Origin of the sequence: Paracoccus aminovorans (assembly GCF_001546115.1) — a bacterium.
GTDB classification, from domain to species: domain Bacteria; phylum Pseudomonadota; class Alphaproteobacteria; order Rhodobacterales; family Rhodobacteraceae; genus Paracoccus; species Paracoccus aminovorans_B.
Genome location: NZ_KQ955208.1, coordinates 1,271,584 through 1,289,954 on the forward strand (window position 1 = coordinate 1,271,584; position 18,371 = coordinate 1,289,954).

The following is an 18,371-nucleotide window of genomic DNA, read 5'->3' on the forward strand; positions in this document are numbered from 1 at the left end:
ACGCGCCAGAGCCGCATTTGCCAAGGCGCCAGAGGGAGAGAAGTCGGATGGCTTACCAGGCGCCGGTCGAGCAGATCGCATTCATCCTGAACCGGATCGTGGCCTTTCCACAGTTGGCCGAAACCGAGACCTTTGCCGAGGCCACGCCCGAGACCCTGGCCGCCGTGCTGTCCGAGGCCGGAAAGCTGGCGACCGAGGTGATCGCGCCGGTCAACCGCGCCGGCGACCTGACGCCCGCGCGGCTGGAGAACGGCAGGCTGCGTTCCTCGCCCGGCTATGCCGAGGCCTTCCGGGCCCTGGCCGAGGGCGGCTGGATCGGCATCGCCGCCAATCCGGAATACGGCGGCATGGGCCTGCCGCAGGCGCTGAACATGGCGGTCGGCGAGATGGTCGCCTCGGGCTGCCTGGCCTTGCAGCTGAACCCGCTCTTGACCCAGGGCCAGATCGAGGCGCTGGAGCATCACGGCAGCGACGCGCTGAAATCGCTCTATCTGCCGAAGCTGATCTCGGGCGAGTGGTCGGGCACGATGAACCTGACCGAGCCGCAGGCCGGTTCCGACGTCGGCGCGCTGACCACCCGCGCCGAACGGGCCGAGGACGGCAGCTATCGCGTCACCGGGCAAAAGATCTTCATCACCTGGGGCGACAGCGACGTGACGGAGAACGTCTGCCACCTGGTGCTGGCCCGCCTGCCCGACGGCGGCAAGGGCACGCGCGGCATCAGCCTGTTCATGGTGCCGAAGTTCATCCCCGACGCGGACGGCAACCCCGGCGTCGCCAACGACCTGCGCGTCGTCAGCTTGGAGCACAAGCTGGGCATCCACGGCTCGCCCACCTGCGTGATGAGCTTCGAGGGCGCCAAGGGCTGGCTGGTAGGCGAAGAGCACAAGGGCATGGCCGCCATGTTCACCATGATGAACTGCGCCCGTTTGGGCGTCGGCGTGCAGGGCGTGGCGCAGGCCGAGGCGGCATTGCAGCAGGCCGTGGCCTATGCCGCCGAGCGCAACCAGATGGGCCCGATCATCCGCCACCCCGACGTGCGCCGGATGCTGGCCGAATCGCGGGCCGAGGTCTTTGCCGCCCGCGCCATCTGCATGGCCTGCGCCGTGGCGCTGGACATGGCGCGGGCCACCGGGTCCGAGGACTGGGCGGCACGCGGCGCGCTGCTGACCCCGATCGCCAAGGCGCATGGCACCGATGTCGGCATTCGCGTCGCGGATACCGCGGTGCAGGTGCATGGCGGCATGGGCTATATCGAGGAGACCGGCGCGGCGCAGTATCTGCGCGACGTGCGCATCACCGCGATCTACGAGGGCACGAACGGCATCCAGGCCATGGACCTGGTCGGCCGCAAGCTGATGGACGGCGGCGCGGCGGCGATGGCGCTGCTGGACGAGATCCTCGACGGTGCCAAGGCGGCGCAGGCCGAGGAGCCGGAACTGGCGAATCAGGTCTGGCAGGCGGCCGAGACCCTGCGCGAGGCGACGCTGGAACTGCTCGACCGCGACCTGGACGAGCGTTTCGCCGGCGCCGTACCCTATCTTGCCGCCTTCGCCCGGGTGCTGGGCGGGCATTTCCACCTGCGCGCCGCGACCGGCGGCGGCAGCAAGGCGCTGGCCCGGGTCTATATCGCCCGCATCCTGCCGCATTTCGCCGCCGACCTGGCCGCCGCCCGCGCCGGGCTGGCCGATCTGCAAGCGCTTGACGAGGCGGTGTTCGCGGGCCAAATGGCCGGGTGATACGCAGCGAGACCCATACCATTCCGCCCGAGGGCGAGGCGCATGAGATCGCCCCCGGCGTGCTGTGGCTGCAAATGCCGCTGCCCTTCAAGCCCGATGCGGTGAACGTCTATGCCTTCCGTGACGCCGAGGGCTGGACGCTGGTCGATACCGGGCTCGACAGCCGCCGCGGCCGGGCGCTGTGGCAAAGGATTCTGCAAGGCCCGCTGGCCGGGGCGCCGGTGACGCGGGTCATCGCCACCCATCACCATATCGACCACATGGGGCTGGCCGGCTGGTTCCAGGCCCAGGGGGCCGAGCTCTGGACCTCGCGCACGGCCTGGCTGATGGCGCGGATGGGGGTGCTGGACCTGCAGGAGCGGCCGACGCCGCAGGCGCTGGCCTTCTGGCGCCGCGCCGGCATGCCGGCCGAGATCATCGAGGAGCGCAGCGGCGAGCGGCCCTTCAACAGCGCCGATTTCTGCGCCCCGCTGCCGCCCGGCTATCGCCGGCTGCGCGAGGGCCAGCAGATCGCCTTCGGCAACCGGCGCTGGATCGTGCGCATGGGCAATGGCCATGCGCCCGAGCATGTGACGCTGTGGTCCTTGGACGACGATCTGGTCATCGGCGGCGACCAGCTTCTGGCGACGATCTCGCCCAATCTTGGCGTCTATCCGACCGAGCCCGAGGCCGATACCGTGGGCGACTGGCTGGAAAGCTGCGCGCGGCTGGCGGAGTTCGCCACGCCGCAGCAGCTGATCCTGCCCGGCCACAAGCTGCCCTATCGCGGCCTGCCGACCCGGCTGCGCCAGCTGGCCGAGAACCAGCGCGCCGCGCTGAACCGCGTGGTCGAGGCACTGCGGCCCGGCCCGCTCAGCGCCGCGGGCTGCTTTCCGGCGCTCTATCGCCGGCACATCGCCAAGCCGGAATTCGGCCTCGCGCTGGCCGAGGCGGTGGGCCATATCAACCACCTGCGCGCCAGCGGCCGGGTGTGGCACGCCGGCACATCCGAAACCGGCGCCGCGCTTTGGGGGGCGTGACAGGCCGGCCGGCTTGCGCTATCCCTTGGCCCGACGCATCGCATTCGACGGACAGGATCATGGCCTCGCATCACGAAATCACCGAACACAAGCACGGCGAAATGGACATCCGCGCCCACCAGGCGACCTTTGCCGGCTTCATCAAGGCCGCGACCTGGGTCTGCGTGCTGAGCATCGCCGTCCTGGTGTTCATGGCGCTCAGCAACGCCTGACCCAGACCGGAGATCCGAATCATGCAAAGGCGTGCCTTCCTTGCGCTGGCGCTGCCGGCCGCGCTTGCGGCTTGCGGTGCCGACCACAAATGGGCCAGCGACGAGGCCCTGCGCCAGGCGCGCTATGTCACGAACGAGCCGCCGTCGATCACGCTTTTCACCGTGATCGGCATTCCGCGCGGCGAAGGCGGGCATTCCGCGCTGATGATCAACGGCAGCCAGCGGGTGATCTATGACCCGGCCGGCAGCTGGGAACATCCCGCCATCCCCGAGCGGGGCGACGTGCTTTACGGCATCACCCCGAACTTCAAGAACTTCTACATCGACTACCACGCGCGCGAGACCTATTGGGTCGCCGAGGACACCGTGCCGGTGTCGCTGGCCGTGGCCGATGCCGCCATCCGCGCGGTCGAGGCGCAGGGCGCCTCGAACAAGAGCTTCTGCGCCGTGAACACCGGCCAGGCGCTGCGCAAGGTGCCGGGCTTTGCCGGCGCGCCCACGGGGCTGTCGCCGCTGAAGCTGCGCGACTGGTTCCTGACCCTGCCCGGCGTGCAGTCCAGAAAGCACATGGACGGCGATCCGGCCAACAACCACAACGTGCTGGTGCGGCAGAAAAGCGGCGTGATCGAGGGTTACGGCCAGGACGGCCAGCTTCACCCGATCAGGTAAAGCGACAGGTAAAGCGCGGTCATCCCCGACAGGATGGCCGCCAGCGCATTGCGCGTCGCCACCCCCGCCACGATGGCCACCGCCGCCGCGAACAGCCGCGCCGGATCGGGCTGGCCCTGGGTCGCCGCCGGCCAGGCCACCAGCGGCGCGACGATGGCCGGCAGCACGCCGACCGCCGTATAGCGCAAGAGCCGCTGCGCCCAGACCGGCAGCGGCCGGTTGCCGAGCGCGCCGAGAAACGACCAGCGCAGCCCATAGGTGCCCAGGCCGATGGCGATGATGATGCCCCAGATCGTCGGGTCGGAATAGGTCATGGCAGGGATGCTCCGATCCGGGCGCGGCGGCGCTCCAGCGCCAGTTCGGTCAGGGCGCCCGACGCCATCGCCAGCGGCGCCGCGACGAACAGGCCCATCCCCGAGGGCAGGAAGGCAAAGACCAGCGCCGCCGTGACCGCGACCAGCGCCGCCACCAGATGCGGCAGGCTGCGCAGCGCCGGCGCGATCAGCGCGATGAAGGTGATCGGCACCGCGAAATCCAGCGCCCAGCTTTCCGGGATCGCCTGGCCCATGATGGCGCCCAAGGCCGCGGCCACGAACCAGGGCACGCAGGTCGCCAGCGCCGCGCCCAGGAAATAGCCCAGCCGCTGCGGCATGCTCAGGCGCGGGTTGCGCTCGTAATGCTGGACCGACAGCGCATAGGTCTGGTCGATCAGCACATAGGACACCCAGGCCCGGTCGCGCGGCCGCGCCGCGCCCAGCCAGGGCACCAGCGCGGCGGAATACATCGCCATGCGCAGGTTCACCGCCACCGCCGAAACGATCACCACCAGCGCCGGTGCCTGGTCCGTCATCAGCTGCACCGCGGTGAACTGCGAGGCCCCGGCCAGCACCAGCACGGTGAAGCCCATGGTCTTCGCCAGATCCAGCCCCGCGTCCGAGGCGACCACGCCGAACAGCAGGCCAAAGGGCAGCAGCACCAGGATGAAGGGCAGCGCCTGCAGAAAGCCGTGCCGGACGCATTGCCGGGGCGTGCGCGCCAGGGCACGGGCCTGATCGGGCGTCGGCTCGGTCGCGCTGGCTGGGGTGGGGGCTGGCATGGAATGGGCTCGTCAAACGCCTTGGACTGCGGCAGATAGGCGCATCCGCCGCCGAATGACAAGCCGCCCATGATCCCGCCCTTGCCCCGCCCCTTGCCGCCGCCCCGCATCGCGCAGGGTGTGCCGCCCGCGCTGCGCCGGGCGGCGGCGGCGCTTTACTGGCGGCATTTCGGCCGGCAAATCCTGCCGGTCCCGGTCCCGGCGCGGCAGGGCATTGCGCTGGTTGCCGCCGCCATGCGGCCCGGCCAGGCGCTGGTCGCGCTTTCGGCGCAGGGCGGGCTCGTGGGTCTTGTCGGGCTGCGCGATGCCGGGGGCGGCTTTCTCGACCCCGGGCCTGGCAGCTTCGTCGCGGTCTGGGGCCGCGCGGGCGGGCGGCTGCGGCATCTGTCGACCGCCCTCTACCGTCCCGGCCAGGGCACGACCGACCTGGTTCTGGACGGGCTGGCAACGCATCCGCGCTGGCGCCGGCAGGGGATCGCCCGGGCGCTGGTCCGCGCGGCACTGGCCGAGGCACGGGCGCGCGGCCATCACGGGCTGCGCGTCGAGGTCGAGGCCCGCAACCACGCCGCCCTGGCCGCCTGGCGCGCGCTCGGCTTCCAGCCGCTGCCGCGGCAGCGGCTGGGCTGGCCCTGGGCGGCGCCGGCGCATGTGCTGCGCCTGCCGGTCTAGGGCTGTTCGTCTTCGGTCATGCCCTCCGGCCCGGCGCCGGCGCGGCCCAGCATCCCCGTCACCTGCGCCAGCAGCGTGAAGGCCCGGCCCGAGCGGCTTTCGGCCAGCACGGCCAGCAGCTGCGGCTCGCCGTCCTGCGCCTTGCGGCTCAGCAGCCGGTCGAAATGGCGCAGGAAGTGATGCGCGACATCGCGGAACACCTCGTCGCCGCGCAGCATGGTGCCGGCGATGCGCAAGGCGTTCTCGTCGCCGATGACGGCAAGGCCGGCGACCGGCTCGCCGCGCGCCCCTTCGGCAAAGCGGCGCCACAATGCGGCATCGGTCTCGGGGACGACCAGCTCGTCCATATAGACGCCCTGACCGGCCAGCAGCGTGACCACATCCTGCGCGGCGCGGATCAGCCGGGCCATGCCGGGATCGGCCAGCGCCAGCCGCAGGCAGCGAATCGCCTCGCGGTCCTCGGGCCCGTCGGGAAAGTTCAGCGCAAAGAAAAGCTCGGGCCCGGTCAGCTCGGCGGCGGGCGGCGAGTCGAGCTCCAGCATCGCCTGCCGGCTGTCGGCGGCCGGGCGGGGCGGTGGCGCGGGGATCGCGGCGCGCCGCGGCAGCGGGGCCGGCGCCGGCGTCGGCCGGGGCTCGGGGCGCGGCTCGGCCAAGGCGGGCGGCAGCGGCTCGGCGCCCCCCTCGCTTTGCATCCGTGCCAGGGTGGCGCGCAATTCCTCGGCCTCGGCCCGCAGCAGCAGCAGCGCGCGCGCCGACCAGACCGCCAGCCAGATCAGCGCCAGCGGCAGGAGCAGGCCCAGAAGCCAGATCAGCCAGCCGGCGCCGCCCTGGGCCTCGGTCTCGGGGCTAAGCAGCGCCAGCAGCCCGGCCAGCGCCAGCCAGCCGAGGCTCGCCGCGACACCGAAGGCCAGCACCCGGTCGCGGGCCTGGGCGGTGGCGAGACGGCGCAGGACATCAAGCGAACTCATGCGCCGCCCCCCGCGTCAGACGAACCGGACCGCGATGATCTCATAGGACTTGCCGCCGCCGGGCGTGACCACCTCGACGCTGTCGCCCTCGTCCTTGCCGATCAGCGCGCGCGCCAGCGGCGAGCGGATGTTCAAGAGCCCGCGCTCCAGGTCGGCCTCGGCCTCGCCAACGATCTGATAGGTGCGCTCTTCCTCGGTATCCTCGTCCACCAGGGTGACGGTGGCGCCGAACTTGACGCTGCCCGACAGGCGCGAGGGATCGATGACCTCGGCGCGCGAGATGATCATCTCGAGCTCCTTGATCCGGCCCTCGACGAAGCTCTGCTTCTCGCGGGCGGCGTGGTATTCGGCGTTTTCCGACAGGTCGCCGTGTTCGCGCGCCTCGGCGATGGCACGGATCACCGCCGGACGCTCGACCGCGCGCAGCTCGCGCAGCTCCTCGTCCAGCTGGTCATAGCCCGCGCGGGTCATCGGTATCTTTTCCATTCCAGTCCTTCCGGTCGCGACAGGGCGACACCACTCAACGCGAAACAAGGTGTTGGAACGCCCCCGAGCCGATGGCCGGGGGCGTCCGCAGAAATCCGGGGGGCATCGTGGCCGGTTCCGCCCCCTGTTTCAAGCCCCGCCGGCGCGCATCCGCGAAGCTCCGCGCAGAAAGGTCGCAGAATTGCAATTGTTCGTCGCGTTCCGATTGCCCGCAACAATATGACGCGCTAGGTGTTCCGCCCAGATTGATGAGCCAGGGAAGCGGGGGCCGAGCCATGTCTGAGATCGAACGCGAATCCATGGAATACGACGTGGTGATCGTCGGCGGCGGCCCGAGCGGGCTGTCTGCGGCGATCCGGCTGAAGCAGGTGAACCCCGAACTCAGCGTCGTGCTGCTGGAAAAGGGCTCGGAGATCGGCGCGCATATCCTGTCGGGCGCGGTGCTCGACACCTCGGGCCTCGACCGGCTGATCCCGGACTGGAAGGACCGGGGCGCCCCCATCGAGACCGAAGTCACCCAGGACAATTTCTACATCCTCGGCCCGCATGGCCAGGTCCGGGTGCCGAACTGGCCGATGCCGCCCTTGATGTCGAACCACGGCAAATACATCGTCAGCATGGGCAATGTCTGCCGCTGGCTCGCCGAGCAGGCCGAGGCGCTGGAGGTCGAGATCTTCCCCGGCATGGCCTGCTCGCAGCTGGTCTATGAGGGCAGCCGCGTCGTCGGCGTCGTCGCCGGCGAGATGGGGCTGAATGCCGACGGCACCCCCGGCCCGGGCTACGAGCCCGGCATGGAACTGCGCGGCAAATACGTGCTGATCTGCGAGGGCGTGCGCGGCTCTCTGGCCAAGGAACTGATCGGCAGATACGACCTCTCGGCCGGCCACGAGCCGCAGAAATTCGGCCTCGGCATGAAGGAGATCTGGGAGATCCCGGCCGAGAAGGCCCGCCCCGGCACCGTCACCCACACCATGGGCTGGCCCTTGGGCAAGAATGCCGGCGGCGGCAGCTTCATCTATCACCTCGGCGGCAACCAGGTGCTGGTCGGCTTCGTCGTGCACCTGAACTACAAGAACCCCTATCTCTACCCCTACATGGAGTTCCAGCGCTTCAAGCATCACCCGCTGGTCGCGGACCTGCTGGAAGGCGGCAAGCGCGTCGCCTATGGCGCCCGCGCCATCTCCGAGGGCGGCTGGCAGTCGATCCCCAAGCTGACCGTGCCGGGGGCGGCGCTGCTCGGCTGCTCGGCCGGGCTGGTGAACGTGCCGCGCATCAAGGGCAACCACAACGCCATGCTGTCAGGCATCGCCGCGGCCGAGGCGGCGGCGGCGGCCATCGCCGCCGGCCGCGCGGGCGACGAACTGGCCGATTACGAGGCCGAGGTCCGCAGCGGCGCCATCGCCCGCGACCTGAAGCCGGTGCGCAACGTCAAGCCGGTGTGGTCGAAGCTGGGGCTCTGGCCCTCGCTGGCGCTCGGCGGCTTCGACATGTGGGTGGCGAACCTGACCGGCTGGAACCCCTTGGGCACCTGGAAGCACGGCAAGACGGATGCGCAGGCCACCGGCAAGGCCGCGGATTTCCAGCCCATCGACTATCCGAGGCCGGACGGCAAGCTGTCCTTCGACCGGCTGACCAACGTGGCGTTCTCCTTCACCAACCACGAGGAAAGCCAGCCCTGCCACCTGAAGCTGAAGGATCCCGCGATCCCGATCGCGGTGAACCTGCCGCTTTATGCCGAGCCGGCGCAGCGCTACTGCCCGGCCGGGGTCTACGAGGTGCTGGAGGGCGACGACGGCCCGCGCTTCCAGATCAACTTCCAGAACTGCGTGCATTGCAAGACCTGCGACATCAAGGACCCGTCGCAGAACATCAACTGGACCACGCCCCAAGGCGGCGACGGGCCGAACTACCCGAATATGTGATCGCACCCGCCGGCACCGCCCCGGTCGCGGCGTTGCCCAATCGCGCCGCGCCGGCTAGGGTCGCGGCGCGAATTGCGAAGGACTGGGCCAAAGCCGTGACCACAAGACTGATCCCGCTGGCGCTGATCGCGCTGACCGCGACGCTGCCGCTGCAACAGGCCGGCGCCGCGCCGCTGATGGCCCAGACCCAGCCGGCACCAAAGCCCGAGCGCCCCGCCCATCGCCCCGGCGAGATGGCCGTGATCCACGGCTTGGCCGGCCCCTATCTGGCGGCGCGCATGGCGGCGATCCAGAACGACTATCGCAGCGCCGCCGACTACTACCTGCAGGCGCTCGCCCAGGACGACACCGACGCCTATCTGCAGGACAGCGCGATGGTGGCGCTGATCTCCGCCGGCGAGATGGAGCGCGCCACGGCGCTGGCCGTCACCATGTCCGACCAGGGCCGCGCCACCGAGCTGGCCCGGCTGGTGCAGCGCGCCGAACTGGCCCGCGCCGGGCGCTGGGACGACCTGGTGGCCTCCATCGACTCGGCCCCCACGGCCGAGAACGCCGCCGATGCCCCCGGCGGCGCGGCGCTGGTCGACGGCATGATCCGGGCCTGGGCGCTGCTGGGCGCCGGCAAGGCGGGCGAATCGCTGGCCGCCTTCAAGAAGCTGGCCACGATGCGCGGCGCGGCGCCGATGGTGAACTACCACCTGGCGCTGGCCAAGGCCAAGGTCGGCGATTTCGAGGGCGCCGAGGAACTGCTGGCCGACCCCGCCACCGGCGCGCATATCCTGGGCGTCGTGGCCCGGGCACAGGTCCTGTCGCAGCTGGAACGCGACAAGGACGCCGTCGCCATGCTGGACGCCACCCAGGGCCTGGCCGAGGAACCGCATCTTCTGGCCATGCGCGACCGGCTGGCCAAGGGCGAGACGCTGGCCTTCGACAGCATCCGCACGCCGGCCGACGGTATCGCGCAGGTGTTCCTGACCTTCGGCTCGGTGCTGGCCTCGACCGAGGAGCCCGACCCGCTGGCCCTGATCCATGCCCGGCTGGCCGAATACCTGGCCCCCGACCTGGGCGAGGCGCGGCTTCTGGCCGCGCAGCTCTTGCAAGGCTTCGGCCAGTTCGACCTGGCCGAGCGGGAATTCGAGAAGCTGCGCGAGCTTGGCGACATGCGGCCGGTGGCCGAGCTGGCCCGCATCGACGCCCTCGCCCGGGCCGAGCGGCTGGACGACGCCGAAAAGGCGGCGCTGGCGCTGACCGCCACCCATCCCGAACTGGCGCAGGGCTGGATCGCGCTTGGCGACCTGCTGCGCCAGCAGGACAAGTTCGGCCAGGCGATTCCGGCCTATGACAAGGCGCTGTCGCTGATCGGCGACAAGGCGCCCGAGGCGCGCTGGTTTCCGCTTTACGCCCGCGGCATCGCGCTGGAACGCGCCGGCAAGTTTTCCAAGGCCGAGGCCGATTTCCGCGAAGCGCTGAAGATCCGCCCGGATTCGGCGCAGGTGCTGAACTATCTCGGCTACAGCCTGGTCGACCGCAACGAAAAGCTGGACGAGGCCCTGAAGCTGATCCAGCGCGCGGTCGAGCTGCGGCCGGACGACGGCTATATCCTCGATTCGCTGGCCTGGGCCTATTTCCGCCTCGGCCGCTATGACGAGGCGGTGGCGCCGATGGAACGCGCCGTCGCCGCCATGGCCGGCGATTCGCTGGTCAACGACCATATGGGCGACATCTACTGGATGGTCGGCCGCCACCGCGAGGCCGAGATCCAGTGGCAGCGCGCCCTGTCCCTGAAGCCCGAGCAGGAGGCCGAGGCCCACCGCATCCGCGCCAAGCTGGAGCGTGGCCTCGACGCGGTGCTGGACGAGGAAAAGGCCAATGGCGGCAAGCTGCCCGAGGCCCCTGCCCCGGAACCCGCCAGGGCCGACTGAGCCATGCCCCTGCCCCGGCGCGAGCGGGCGCCCGCCAAGCTGAACCTGACGCTGCATGTCACCGGCCGGCGTGCCGACGGCTACCACCTGCTGGATTCGCTGGTGGTGTTCCTGGATGTCGGCGACGTGGTGACGGTCACGCCCGGCCCGCTGTCGCTGGAGCTGACCGGGCCCTTCGCCGCCGGGCTGGCCGCCGAGCCCGACAACCTCTGCCTGCGTGCCGCCCGGCTGGCGGGGCGCGAGGCGCGCATCACGCTGGAAAAGAATCTGCCGGTCGCCTCGGGCATCGGCGGCGGCTCGGCCGATGCGGCGGCGGTGCTGCGCGCGCTCGACGCCCGGCCCGAGGGCGCCGAAACCCTGGGCGCCGACGTGCCGGTCTGCCTCGCCGGCCGGCCGACGCGCATGCGGGGTTTGGGCGAGATCCTCGACCCGCTGCCCGCGCTGCCCGAACTGCATCTGCTGCTGGTGAACCCGGGCCGGGGCCTCTCGACGCCGCAGGTGTTCAAGGCGCTGGAAAACCGCGACAATGCAGCGATGCCCGAGCCGCTGCCCGCCTTTCCGGACGCGGCGACGCTGATCGGCTTTCTGCGCACCTGCCGCAACGACCTGGAAGCCCCGGCGATCCGGTTCATGCCGCAGATCGCCGCCTGCCTGGCCGCGATCCGCGCCCAGGGCGCAGAGCTTCAACGCATGTCCGGCTCGGGCGCGACCTGCTTCGGCCTCTTCGCCAGCCGGGCCAAGGCCGAGGCCGCCCGCACCGCCATCGCCCGGGCCCATCCCGAATGGTGGCTCGCCGCATCTGGACTTGCGCCGGCAAATCCCTAAACCTGCAAGCAATTCCACCAGGGGGGACCATCATGCTGCGCCTCGGCGTCAACATCGACCACGTCGCGACCATCCGCAACGCCCGGGGCACGCCCTGGCCCGACCCGCTGCGCGCCGCCGAACTGGCCGAGCAGGCCGGCGCCGACGGCATCACCGCCCATCTGCGCGAGGATCGCCGCCACATCACCGATGCCGACATCGAGCGGCTGATCGGGCTCAGGCTGCCCTTGAACCTGGAGATGGCCGCCACCCCGGAAATGCAGCAGATCGCGCTGCGCCACCGCCCGCATGCCGTCTGCCTGGTCCCGGAAAAGCGCGAGGAGCGCACCACCGAAGGCGGCCTCGACGTCGCCGGCAACGAGGCTTTCCTTCGGGATTTCATCGCGCCCTTGCGCGAGGCCGGCTGCCGCGTCTCGCTGTTCATCGGCCATGAGCAGGCCCAGATCGATGCCGCCGCCCGCATCGGCGCCGCCGTGGTGGAACTGCACACCGGCGCCTATTGCGACCTCGACACCGAGGGCCGGCTGCCCGAACGCGACGCCGAACTGGCCGCGCTGCGCCAGGCCGCGGCCCAGGCCCACCTGCTGGGGCTCGAGGTCCATGCCGGCCACGGCCTGACCTTCGACACGGTCGGCCCCATCGCCGCCATCCCGGAAATCCGCGAACTCAACATCGGCCATTTCCTGATCGCGGAAGCGGTCTTCATGGGCCTTGGCGCCGCCATCACCGAAATGCGCCGCCGCATGGACGCGGTGCGCCCGTGACTTCTTTGCTCTGCAAATACCCCGGCAACGGAGCCGCCTGGCGATGATCCTGGGCATCGGCAGCGACCTCGCCAATATCGAGCGCATCGAGCGCGTGCTCGCGCGCCACGGCGACCGCTTCCGCAACCGGGTCTTTACCGAGACCGAACTGGCGCTCGCCGCGCGCCGCAAGCAGGAGGCCGCGACACTGGCGAAACGCTGGGCCGCCAAGGAGGCCTGCTCCAAGGCGCTCGGCACCGGGCTTGCCATGGGGATCGCCTGGCGCGACATGGCGGTCAGCAACCTGGCGACCGGCCAGCCCAGGATGCAGCTGACCGGCTGGGCCGCGGAACGGCTGGCCGCGATGACGCCGCCCGGGCACCGGGCGCATGTCCACGTCACCCTGACCGACGACCATCCCTGGGCGCAGGCCTTCGTGCTGATCGAGGCGCTTCCCGAGGGCGCAAGCCCGCATCCGCCGCGGCTTGACTTTGCCGCCCCGCGCGGCCCATGAACGCGCGACTTTCGCAGGAAGGAACGGCCATGGCCAAAAGCGACGCCCGCACGGATGGGGGCATCTGGGAAACCGTCAAGACCATCTTCTGGGCGCTGCTGATCGCGGGCGTCTTCCGCACGCTGTTCTTCCAGCCGTTCTGGATCCCCTCGGGCAGCATGAAGGACACGCTGCTGATCGGCGATTTCCTGTTCGTGAACAAGATGGCTTACGGCTATTCCGCCGTCTCCTGCCCCTTCGGCATCTGCCCGATCTCGGGCCGGATCCTGGGCTCGGAGCCTGCGCGCGGCGACGTGGTGGTGTTCCGCCATCCGCGCGGCGACGATTTCATCAAGCGGCTGATCGGCCTGCCCGGCGACCGCATCCAGATGAAAGAGGGCGTGCTGTGGATCAACGGCGAAGCCGCGCCGCAGGTCCCGGCGGGCGAATTCGTCGAGGCGCAGGAACCGCAGGGCCCCGCCGGCAGCCTGCCCTGCCCCGGCCCGATCCGCGAGGCCGAGAACGGCCAATGCGTTGCCCAGCGGTTCACCGAGACCCTGCCGGGCGGTGTCAGCCACGACGTGCTGAACCTGACCGACAACGGTCCGGGCGACAACACGCCGGAATTCACCGTGCCCGAGGGGCATTACTTCTTCATGGGCGACAACCGCGACAATTCCGGCGACTCGCGCTGGCCGGCCGCGGCGGGCGGCGTCGGCATGGTGCCGGCGGATGCGCTGATCGGGCGGGCCGACCGGATCATGTTCTCGTCCGCCGGCAAGTCGCTGCTATACTTCTGGACCTGGCGCGCCGACCGCTTCTTCAAGGCCGTGGACTAAGGGACATTGCCGCGGCGGCCCCGCCGTGGCAGGATGAGACATGAAGATTTCCGCCGACCTGCGCGCTTTCTCGGACCGTCTGGGGCATGAATTCTCGCGCCCCGAATTGCTGGTCCGCGCGCTGACGCATGGCTCGATCTCGACCGCGACGCGGCCCGACAACCAGCGGCTGGAGTTCCTGGGCGACCGCGTGCTGGGCCTGACCGTGGCCGAGGCGCTGTTCGCGGCCGACCGCGCCGCCACCGAAGGCCAGCTGGCGCCGCGCTACAACGCGCTGGTCAAGGGCGAGACCTGTGCCGAGGTCGCGCGCGAGATCGGCCTGGGCGAGGTGCTGAAGCTCGGCCGCTCCGAGATGATGTCGGGCGGGCGCCGCAAGGAGGCGCTGCTGGCCGATGCGATGGAGGCGGTGCTGGCCGCGATCTATCTCGACGCCGGGCTTGAGGCGGCGCGCGCGGTGATCCTGCGGCTCTGGGCCGACCGGCTGGCGCGGGTCGAGGACGACGCCCGCGACCCCAAGACGGCATTGCAGGAATGGGCCCAGGCCCAGGGCATGAGCCCGCCGCGCTATGTCCAGACCGCGCGCAGAGGGCCGGACCACGCGCCGGAATTCGAAATCACCGTCCGGCTGGACGACGGCCGCGAGGCCCAGGCCAGCGGCAAGGGCACCAAACGCAGCATCGAACAGGCGGCCGCGGCCGTGCTGCTGTCGCAAATCGAAGGAACGACATGACCGAAACGCGCGCGGGCTTCGTCGCCCTGATCGGCGAGCCGAATGCCGGGAAATCCACCCTGCTGAACCAGATGGTCGGGGCCAAGGTCTCGATCGTGACGCATAAGGTGCAGACCACCCGCGCCCGCATCCGCGGCATCGCCATGCACGGGCCGGCGCAGGTGGTTTTCGTCGACACGCCCGGCATCTTTCGCCCGCGCCGCCGGCTGGACCGCAGCATGGTCAAGGCGGCCTGGGGCGGCGCTGCCGATGCCGACATCATCCTGCTGCTGATCGAGGCGCATCGCGGGCTGACCGAGGGCGCGCAGGCGATCATCGCGAGCCTGCGCGAGCATGCCGGCAAGACTCCGGTCGCGCTGGTCATCAACAAGATCGATCGGGTCAAGGCCGAGGTGCTGCTGGCGCTGTCGCAACAGGTCAACGAGAGCTTCCCCTTTGCCCGGACCTTCATGATCTCGGCCGAAAAGGGCTATGGCTGCAACGACCTGATGGATTGGCTGGCCGCCGAAGTGCCCGCCGGCCCCTGGCTTTACCCCGAGGATCAGGTCGCCGACCTGCCGATGCGCATGATCGCCGCCGAGATCACCCGCGAGAAGCTGACCCTGCGCCTGCACGAGGAAATCCCCTATCAGCTGACGGTCGAGACCGAGGCCTGGGAGGAGAAGAAGGACGGCTCGGCCCGCGTGGACCAGATCGTCTATGTCGCCCGCCCCGGCCACAAGGGCATCGTGCTGGGCAAGAGCGGCGAGACCATCAAGGCCGTGGGCCAGGCGGCGCGGGCCGAACTGGCCGAGTTCATGGGCCGGCCGGTGCATCTGTTCCTGCAGGTCAAGGTGCGCGAGAACTGGCTGGACGAGGCCGAGCGCTATAACGAGATGGGCCTCGACTTCCGCGACGGCGATGCCTGAGGCCGCCGATGGCTGAGGCGAGGCTCGCGGCGGGGATCTGGGTCGCGGCCTATCTGCGCCGGCTGGGTCTGGCCGACATCCCGGCCTATGTCACCCGCCACGGCGACGACACCGCCGGCAGCGTCATGGTGAAATGCGCGACGCTGGACGGGCGGGCCAGCCTCTGGGTTCGGGAATGGGACCTGGAAACCGACCGGCGGGTCTGGATCCGGCTGAACGAGGCGCCCGAGCGCGACATCGACGCCGAGATCGCCCGCAATGCCAGCCGCGACCCCGACCTGTGGGTGATCGAGATCGAGAGCCGCGACGGCAGCACCCTGCTGGACCAGGACGGGCTGGCTTGAACCCTTGCCGGGAGTATTCGGAAAACGGCGAAAGCGCGCCGGGAACGCCCGGCCTGGCGCTTGGCGTGGGTATTTGGCGAGCAAAGAAGCCGGGTCTGGAGCAGTTCCGTAGCCGTGGCGACGTGACGTCGCGCGCGCGGCGCGCGGACCGCTAAATCTTGTGGCTTTCCCGTGACATTCCCCGGCTTTGCCCCTATAAGATGCGAGCCCAAGGCAGGATAAGAAAACCATGACGACCCCCGCCCCGCAGCCCTCGGAATATGGCGCAGATTCCATCAAGGTTCTCAAAGGCCTGGAAGCCGTGCGCAAGCGTCCCGGCATGTATATCGGCGACACCGACGACGGCTCGGGCCTGCATCACATGGTCTATGAGGTGGTGGACAACGGCATCGACGAGGCACTGGCCGGTCATGCCGATTTCGTCCGCGTCAAGATCCACGCCGACAGCAGCGTCTCGGTGCGCGACAACGGCCGCGGCATCCCGGTCGACCTGCACCCGACCGAGGGGGTTTCGGCGGCCGAGGTCATCATGACCCAGCTGCATGCCGGCGGGAAATTCGACCAGAACAGCTACAAGGTCTCGGGCGGCCTGCACGGGGTCGGCGTCTCGGTGGTGAACGCGCTGTCGGACTGGCTGGAGCTGCGCATCTGGCGCAATGGCAAGGAACATTACGCCCGCTTCGAGAATGGCGACACGGTCGAGCATCTGCGCGTGCTGGGCGACGCCGAGCCGGGCGAGAAGGGCACCGAGGTGCGGTTCCTGGCCTCGTCCAAGGAAGACCGGGCCGATGGCACGTTCTCGAATCGCGACTTCGTCTTCAAGACGCTGGAGAACCGGCTGCGCGAGCTGGCCTTCCTGAACTCGGGCGTGCGCATCATCCTGGAGGACGAGCGCCCGGCCGAGCCCTTGCGCACCGAACTGTTCTACGAAGGCGGCGTGCGCGAGTTCGTGAAGTTCATCGACCGCTCGAAGACCCCGGTCATGGCCGAGCCGATCTTCATCCAGGGCGAGAAGAACGGCATCGGCGTCGAGGTGGCGATGTGGTGGAACGACAGCTATCACGAGACGGTGCTGCCCTTTACCAACAACATCCCGCAGCGCGACGGCGGCACGCATCTGGCCGGCTTCCGCGGCGCGCTGACCCGGGTCATCAACAATTACGCCCAGACCAGCGGCATCGCCAAGAAGGAAAAGGTCGATTTCACCGGCGACGACGCGCGCGAGGGGCTGACCTGCGTGCTGTCCGTGAAGGTGCCCGATCCGAAATTCTCGAGCCAGACCAAGGACAAGCTGGTCTCGTCCGAGGTGCGCCCGGCCGTCGAGGGGCTGGTGAACGAGAAGCTGGCCGAGTGGTTCGAGGAGAACCCCGCCGAGGCAAAGGGCATTGTCGGCAAGATCATCGAGGCCGCTCTGGCCCGCGAGGCGGCGCGCAAGGCGCGTGAGCTGACGCGGCGCAAGACCGCCATGGACGTGGCCAGCCTGCCCGGCAAGCTGGCCGACTGCCAGGAGAAGGACCCGGCGCTGTCGGAACTGTTCATCGTCGAGGGCGACTCGGCCGGCGGGTCCGCCAAGCAGGGCCGCTCGCGCCAGAACCAGGCCGTGCTGCCCCTGCGCGGCAAGATCCTGAACGTGGAGCGCGCGCGCTTCGACCGGATGCTGTCGAGCGACCAGGTCGGCACGCTGATCACCGCGCTGGGGACCGGCATCGGCCGCGACGAGTTCAACCTGGGCAAGCTGCGCTATCACAAGATCGTCATCATGACCGATGCCGACGTCGACGGCGCGCATATCCGCACCTTGCTGCTGACCTTCTTCTTCCGGCAGATGCCGGAGCTGATCGAGGCCGGGCATCTCTATATCGCGCAACCGCCGCTTTACAAGGTCGCGCGCGGCCGCTCCGAGGTCTATCTGAAGGACGAGGCGGCGCTGGAGGATTACCTGATCGAGCAGGGCATCGACGGCGCCACGCTGCGGCTGGGCAACGGCGACAGCATCGCCGGCGCCGACCTGGCCCGCGTGGTGGACGAGGCCCGGATCGCGCGCCGCATCCTGCGCGCCTATCCGACGCATTATCCGGCGCATATCACCGAACAGGCCGCCATCGCCGGCGCGCTGGTGCAGGGCCGCGTCGATGCCGATGCGCAGGGCGTGGCCGCAGCCGTCGCCGCGCGGCTGGACATGATCGCCGAGGAATATGAGCGCGGCTGGACCGGCCGCCCGACCCAGGACGCCGGCATCCGCCTGACCCGCCTCTTGCGCGGGGTCGAGGAAAGCCGCACCCTGGACGGGTCGATGCTGCGCAGCGGCGAAAGCCGGCGGCTGGGCGCGATGACCGAAGGGTTGCAGGATATCTATGGCCAGACCGCGCATCTGATCCGCAAGGACCGCGACATTCCGATCCACGGCCCGCTGAGCCTGCTGCAGGCCATCTTCCTGGAAGGCGAAAAGGGCCTGTCGCTGCAGCGCTACAAGGGTCTGGGCGAGATGAACCCCGAGCAGCTGTGGGAAACCACGCTGGACCCGGCGGCGCGCACCATGCTGCAGGTCCGAATCGAGGATCTGTCCGAGGCCGACGATATCTTCACCAAGCTGATGGGCGATGTGGTCGAGCCGCGCCGCGACTTCATCCAGCAGAACGCCTTGAACGTCGAGAATCTGGACATCTGACCAAATTCCGGCAGTTGCAGGGGACAGGGTCGCCAAAGGTTAACGCAACCGCAGATTGATTGTTGCTATCATGCCGCGCATCGTGCGAGACAGTGCCCAATCAGTGCCCCGCGGCTTGC

General features: G+C 69.8%; 19 protein-coding genes. 15 read left to right on the forward strand and 4 right to left on the reverse strand.

The window, feature by feature from the left end; genetic code table 11:
* Window positions 1–47: 47 nt before the first annotated feature.
* From ASV56_RS06575 to ASV56_RS06590, 4 genes are read left to right on the forward strand one after another with little or no spacing between them, the layout of a single operon-like run.
* Window positions 48–1,739 carry an acyl-CoA dehydrogenase gene (locus tag ASV56_RS06575; RefSeq protein ID WP_062561279.1) on the forward strand — a complete coding sequence of 564 codons (1,692 nt, stop codon included), beginning with the start codon at window positions 48–50 and terminating at the stop codon, window positions 1,737–1,739.
* Complete coding sequence (locus tag ASV56_RS06580; protein ID WP_062561280.1) at window positions 1,736–2,758, forward strand: MBL fold metallo-hydrolase; 1,023 nt, start codon at window positions 1,736–1,738, stop codon at window positions 2,756–2,758. The genes ASV56_RS06575 and ASV56_RS06580 overlap by 4 nt, the downstream gene beginning before the upstream one ends.
* Window positions 2,759–2,817: 59 nt before the next feature.
* Window positions 2,818–2,970 (forward strand): aa3-type cytochrome c oxidase subunit IV, encoded by a 153-nt coding sequence (locus tag ASV56_RS06585; protein ID WP_017998621.1) that lies wholly within the window; start codon window positions 2,818–2,820, stop codon window positions 2,968–2,970.
* A 21-nt stretch (window positions 2,971–2,991) separates the two neighbouring features.
* On the forward strand, window positions 2,992–3,639 hold the full coding sequence (locus tag ASV56_RS06590; RefSeq protein ID WP_017998622.1) for a hypothetical protein: 648 nt from the start codon (window positions 2,992–2,994) through the stop codon (window positions 3,637–3,639).
* On the opposite strand, the gene ASV56_RS06595 is transcribed toward ASV56_RS06590, so the two are convergent.
* Both ASV56_RS06595 and ASV56_RS06600 read right to left on the reverse strand, forming a co-directional pair.
* A complete protein-coding gene (locus ASV56_RS06595) occupies window positions 3,624–3,953 on the reverse strand; it encodes an AzlD domain-containing protein (protein ID WP_062561281.1) in 330 nt (109 codons plus the stop codon). The genes ASV56_RS06590 and ASV56_RS06595 overlap by 16 nt on opposite strands.
* Window positions 3,950–4,735: an AzlC family ABC transporter permease gene (locus ASV56_RS06600; protein WP_172823735.1), complete on the reverse strand. Its 786-nt coding sequence runs from the start codon at window positions 4,733–4,735 to the stop codon at window positions 3,950–3,952. Before ASV56_RS06600 ends, ASV56_RS06595 begins: the two co-directional genes overlap by 4 nt.
* Window positions 4,736–4,804: 69 nt before the next feature.
* Between ASV56_RS06600 and ASV56_RS06605 the strand changes: the two genes are divergently transcribed.
* On the forward strand, window positions 4,805–5,404 hold the full coding sequence (locus ASV56_RS06605) for a GNAT family N-acetyltransferase (protein WP_062561282.1): 600 nt from the start codon (window positions 4,805–4,807) through the stop codon (window positions 5,402–5,404).
* Here ASV56_RS06605 and ASV56_RS06610 read toward each other — a convergent pair.
* Window positions 5,401–6,372, reverse strand: a complete 972-nt coding sequence (locus tag ASV56_RS06610; protein WP_062561283.1) for a hypothetical protein — start codon at window positions 6,370–6,372, stop codon at window positions 5,401–5,403. The genes ASV56_RS06605 and ASV56_RS06610 overlap by 4 nt on opposite strands.
* Before the next feature lie 15 nt (window positions 6,373–6,387).
* Entirely contained in the window at window positions 6,388–6,858 is a 471-nt protein-coding gene (greA, locus tag ASV56_RS06615) for a transcription elongation factor GreA (RefSeq protein ID WP_062561284.1), read from the reverse strand.
* Window positions 6,859–7,133: 275 nt separating this feature from the next.
* On the opposite strand from greA, the gene ASV56_RS06620 reads away from it, so the two are divergent.
* The 10 genes from ASV56_RS06620 to gyrB all read left to right on the forward strand — a co-directional run bounded on the left by ASV56_RS06620 (window position 7,134) and on the right by gyrB (window position 18,252).
* Window positions 7,134–8,780 carry an electron transfer flavoprotein-ubiquinone oxidoreductase gene (locus ASV56_RS06620; RefSeq protein WP_062561285.1) on the forward strand — a complete coding sequence of 549 codons (1,647 nt, stop codon included), beginning with the start codon at window positions 7,134–7,136 and terminating at the stop codon, window positions 8,778–8,780.
* Between the two features lie 95 nt (window positions 8,781–8,875).
* A complete protein-coding gene (locus ASV56_RS06625) occupies window positions 8,876–10,702 on the forward strand; it encodes a tetratricopeptide repeat protein (protein ID WP_253879891.1) in 1,827 nt (608 codons plus the stop codon).
* A gap of 3 nt (window positions 10,703–10,705) precedes the next feature.
* Window positions 10,706–11,527: a 4-(cytidine 5'-diphospho)-2-C-methyl-D-erythritol kinase gene (locus ASV56_RS06630; RefSeq protein ID WP_062561286.1), complete on the forward strand. Its 822-nt coding sequence runs from the start codon at window positions 10,706–10,708 to the stop codon at window positions 11,525–11,527.
* A 32-nt stretch (window positions 11,528–11,559) separates the two neighbouring features.
* On the forward strand, window positions 11,560–12,291 hold the full coding sequence (locus ASV56_RS06635; RefSeq protein ID WP_062561287.1) for a pyridoxine 5'-phosphate synthase: 732 nt from the start codon (window positions 11,560–11,562) through the stop codon (window positions 12,289–12,291).
* Window positions 12,292–12,334: 43 nt separating this feature from the next.
* On the forward strand, window positions 12,335–12,784 hold the full coding sequence (gene acpS / locus ASV56_RS06640; RefSeq protein WP_062561288.1) for a holo-ACP synthase: 450 nt from the start codon (window positions 12,335–12,337) through the stop codon (window positions 12,782–12,784).
* Between the two features lie 29 nt (window positions 12,785–12,813).
* Entirely contained in the window at window positions 12,814–13,602 is a 789-nt protein-coding gene (lepB, locus tag ASV56_RS06645; RefSeq protein ID WP_062561289.1) for a signal peptidase I, read from the forward strand.
* Window positions 13,603–13,642: 40 nt separating this feature from the next.
* A complete protein-coding gene (gene rnc, locus ASV56_RS06650) occupies window positions 13,643–14,332 on the forward strand; it encodes a ribonuclease III (RefSeq protein ID WP_062561290.1) in 690 nt (229 codons plus the stop codon).
* The gene (gene era / locus ASV56_RS06655; RefSeq protein WP_062561291.1) at window positions 14,329–15,240 is read left to right on the forward strand and encodes a GTPase Era; all 912 of its coding nucleotides are present in this window, start codon (window positions 14,329–14,331) and stop codon (window positions 15,238–15,240) included. Before rnc ends, era begins: the two co-directional genes overlap by 4 nt.
* 8 nt (window positions 15,241–15,248) lie before the next feature.
* A complete protein-coding gene (locus tag ASV56_RS06660) occupies window positions 15,249–15,584 on the forward strand; it encodes a DUF1491 family protein (RefSeq protein WP_062561292.1) in 336 nt (111 codons plus the stop codon).
* Window positions 15,585–15,813: 229 nt separating this feature from the next.
* Window positions 15,814–18,252 carry a DNA topoisomerase (ATP-hydrolyzing) subunit B gene (gyrB, locus tag ASV56_RS06665; protein ID WP_062561293.1) on the forward strand — a complete coding sequence of 813 codons (2,439 nt, stop codon included), beginning with the start codon at window positions 15,814–15,816 and terminating at the stop codon, window positions 18,250–18,252.
* Window positions 18,253–18,371 lie beyond the last annotated feature (119 nt).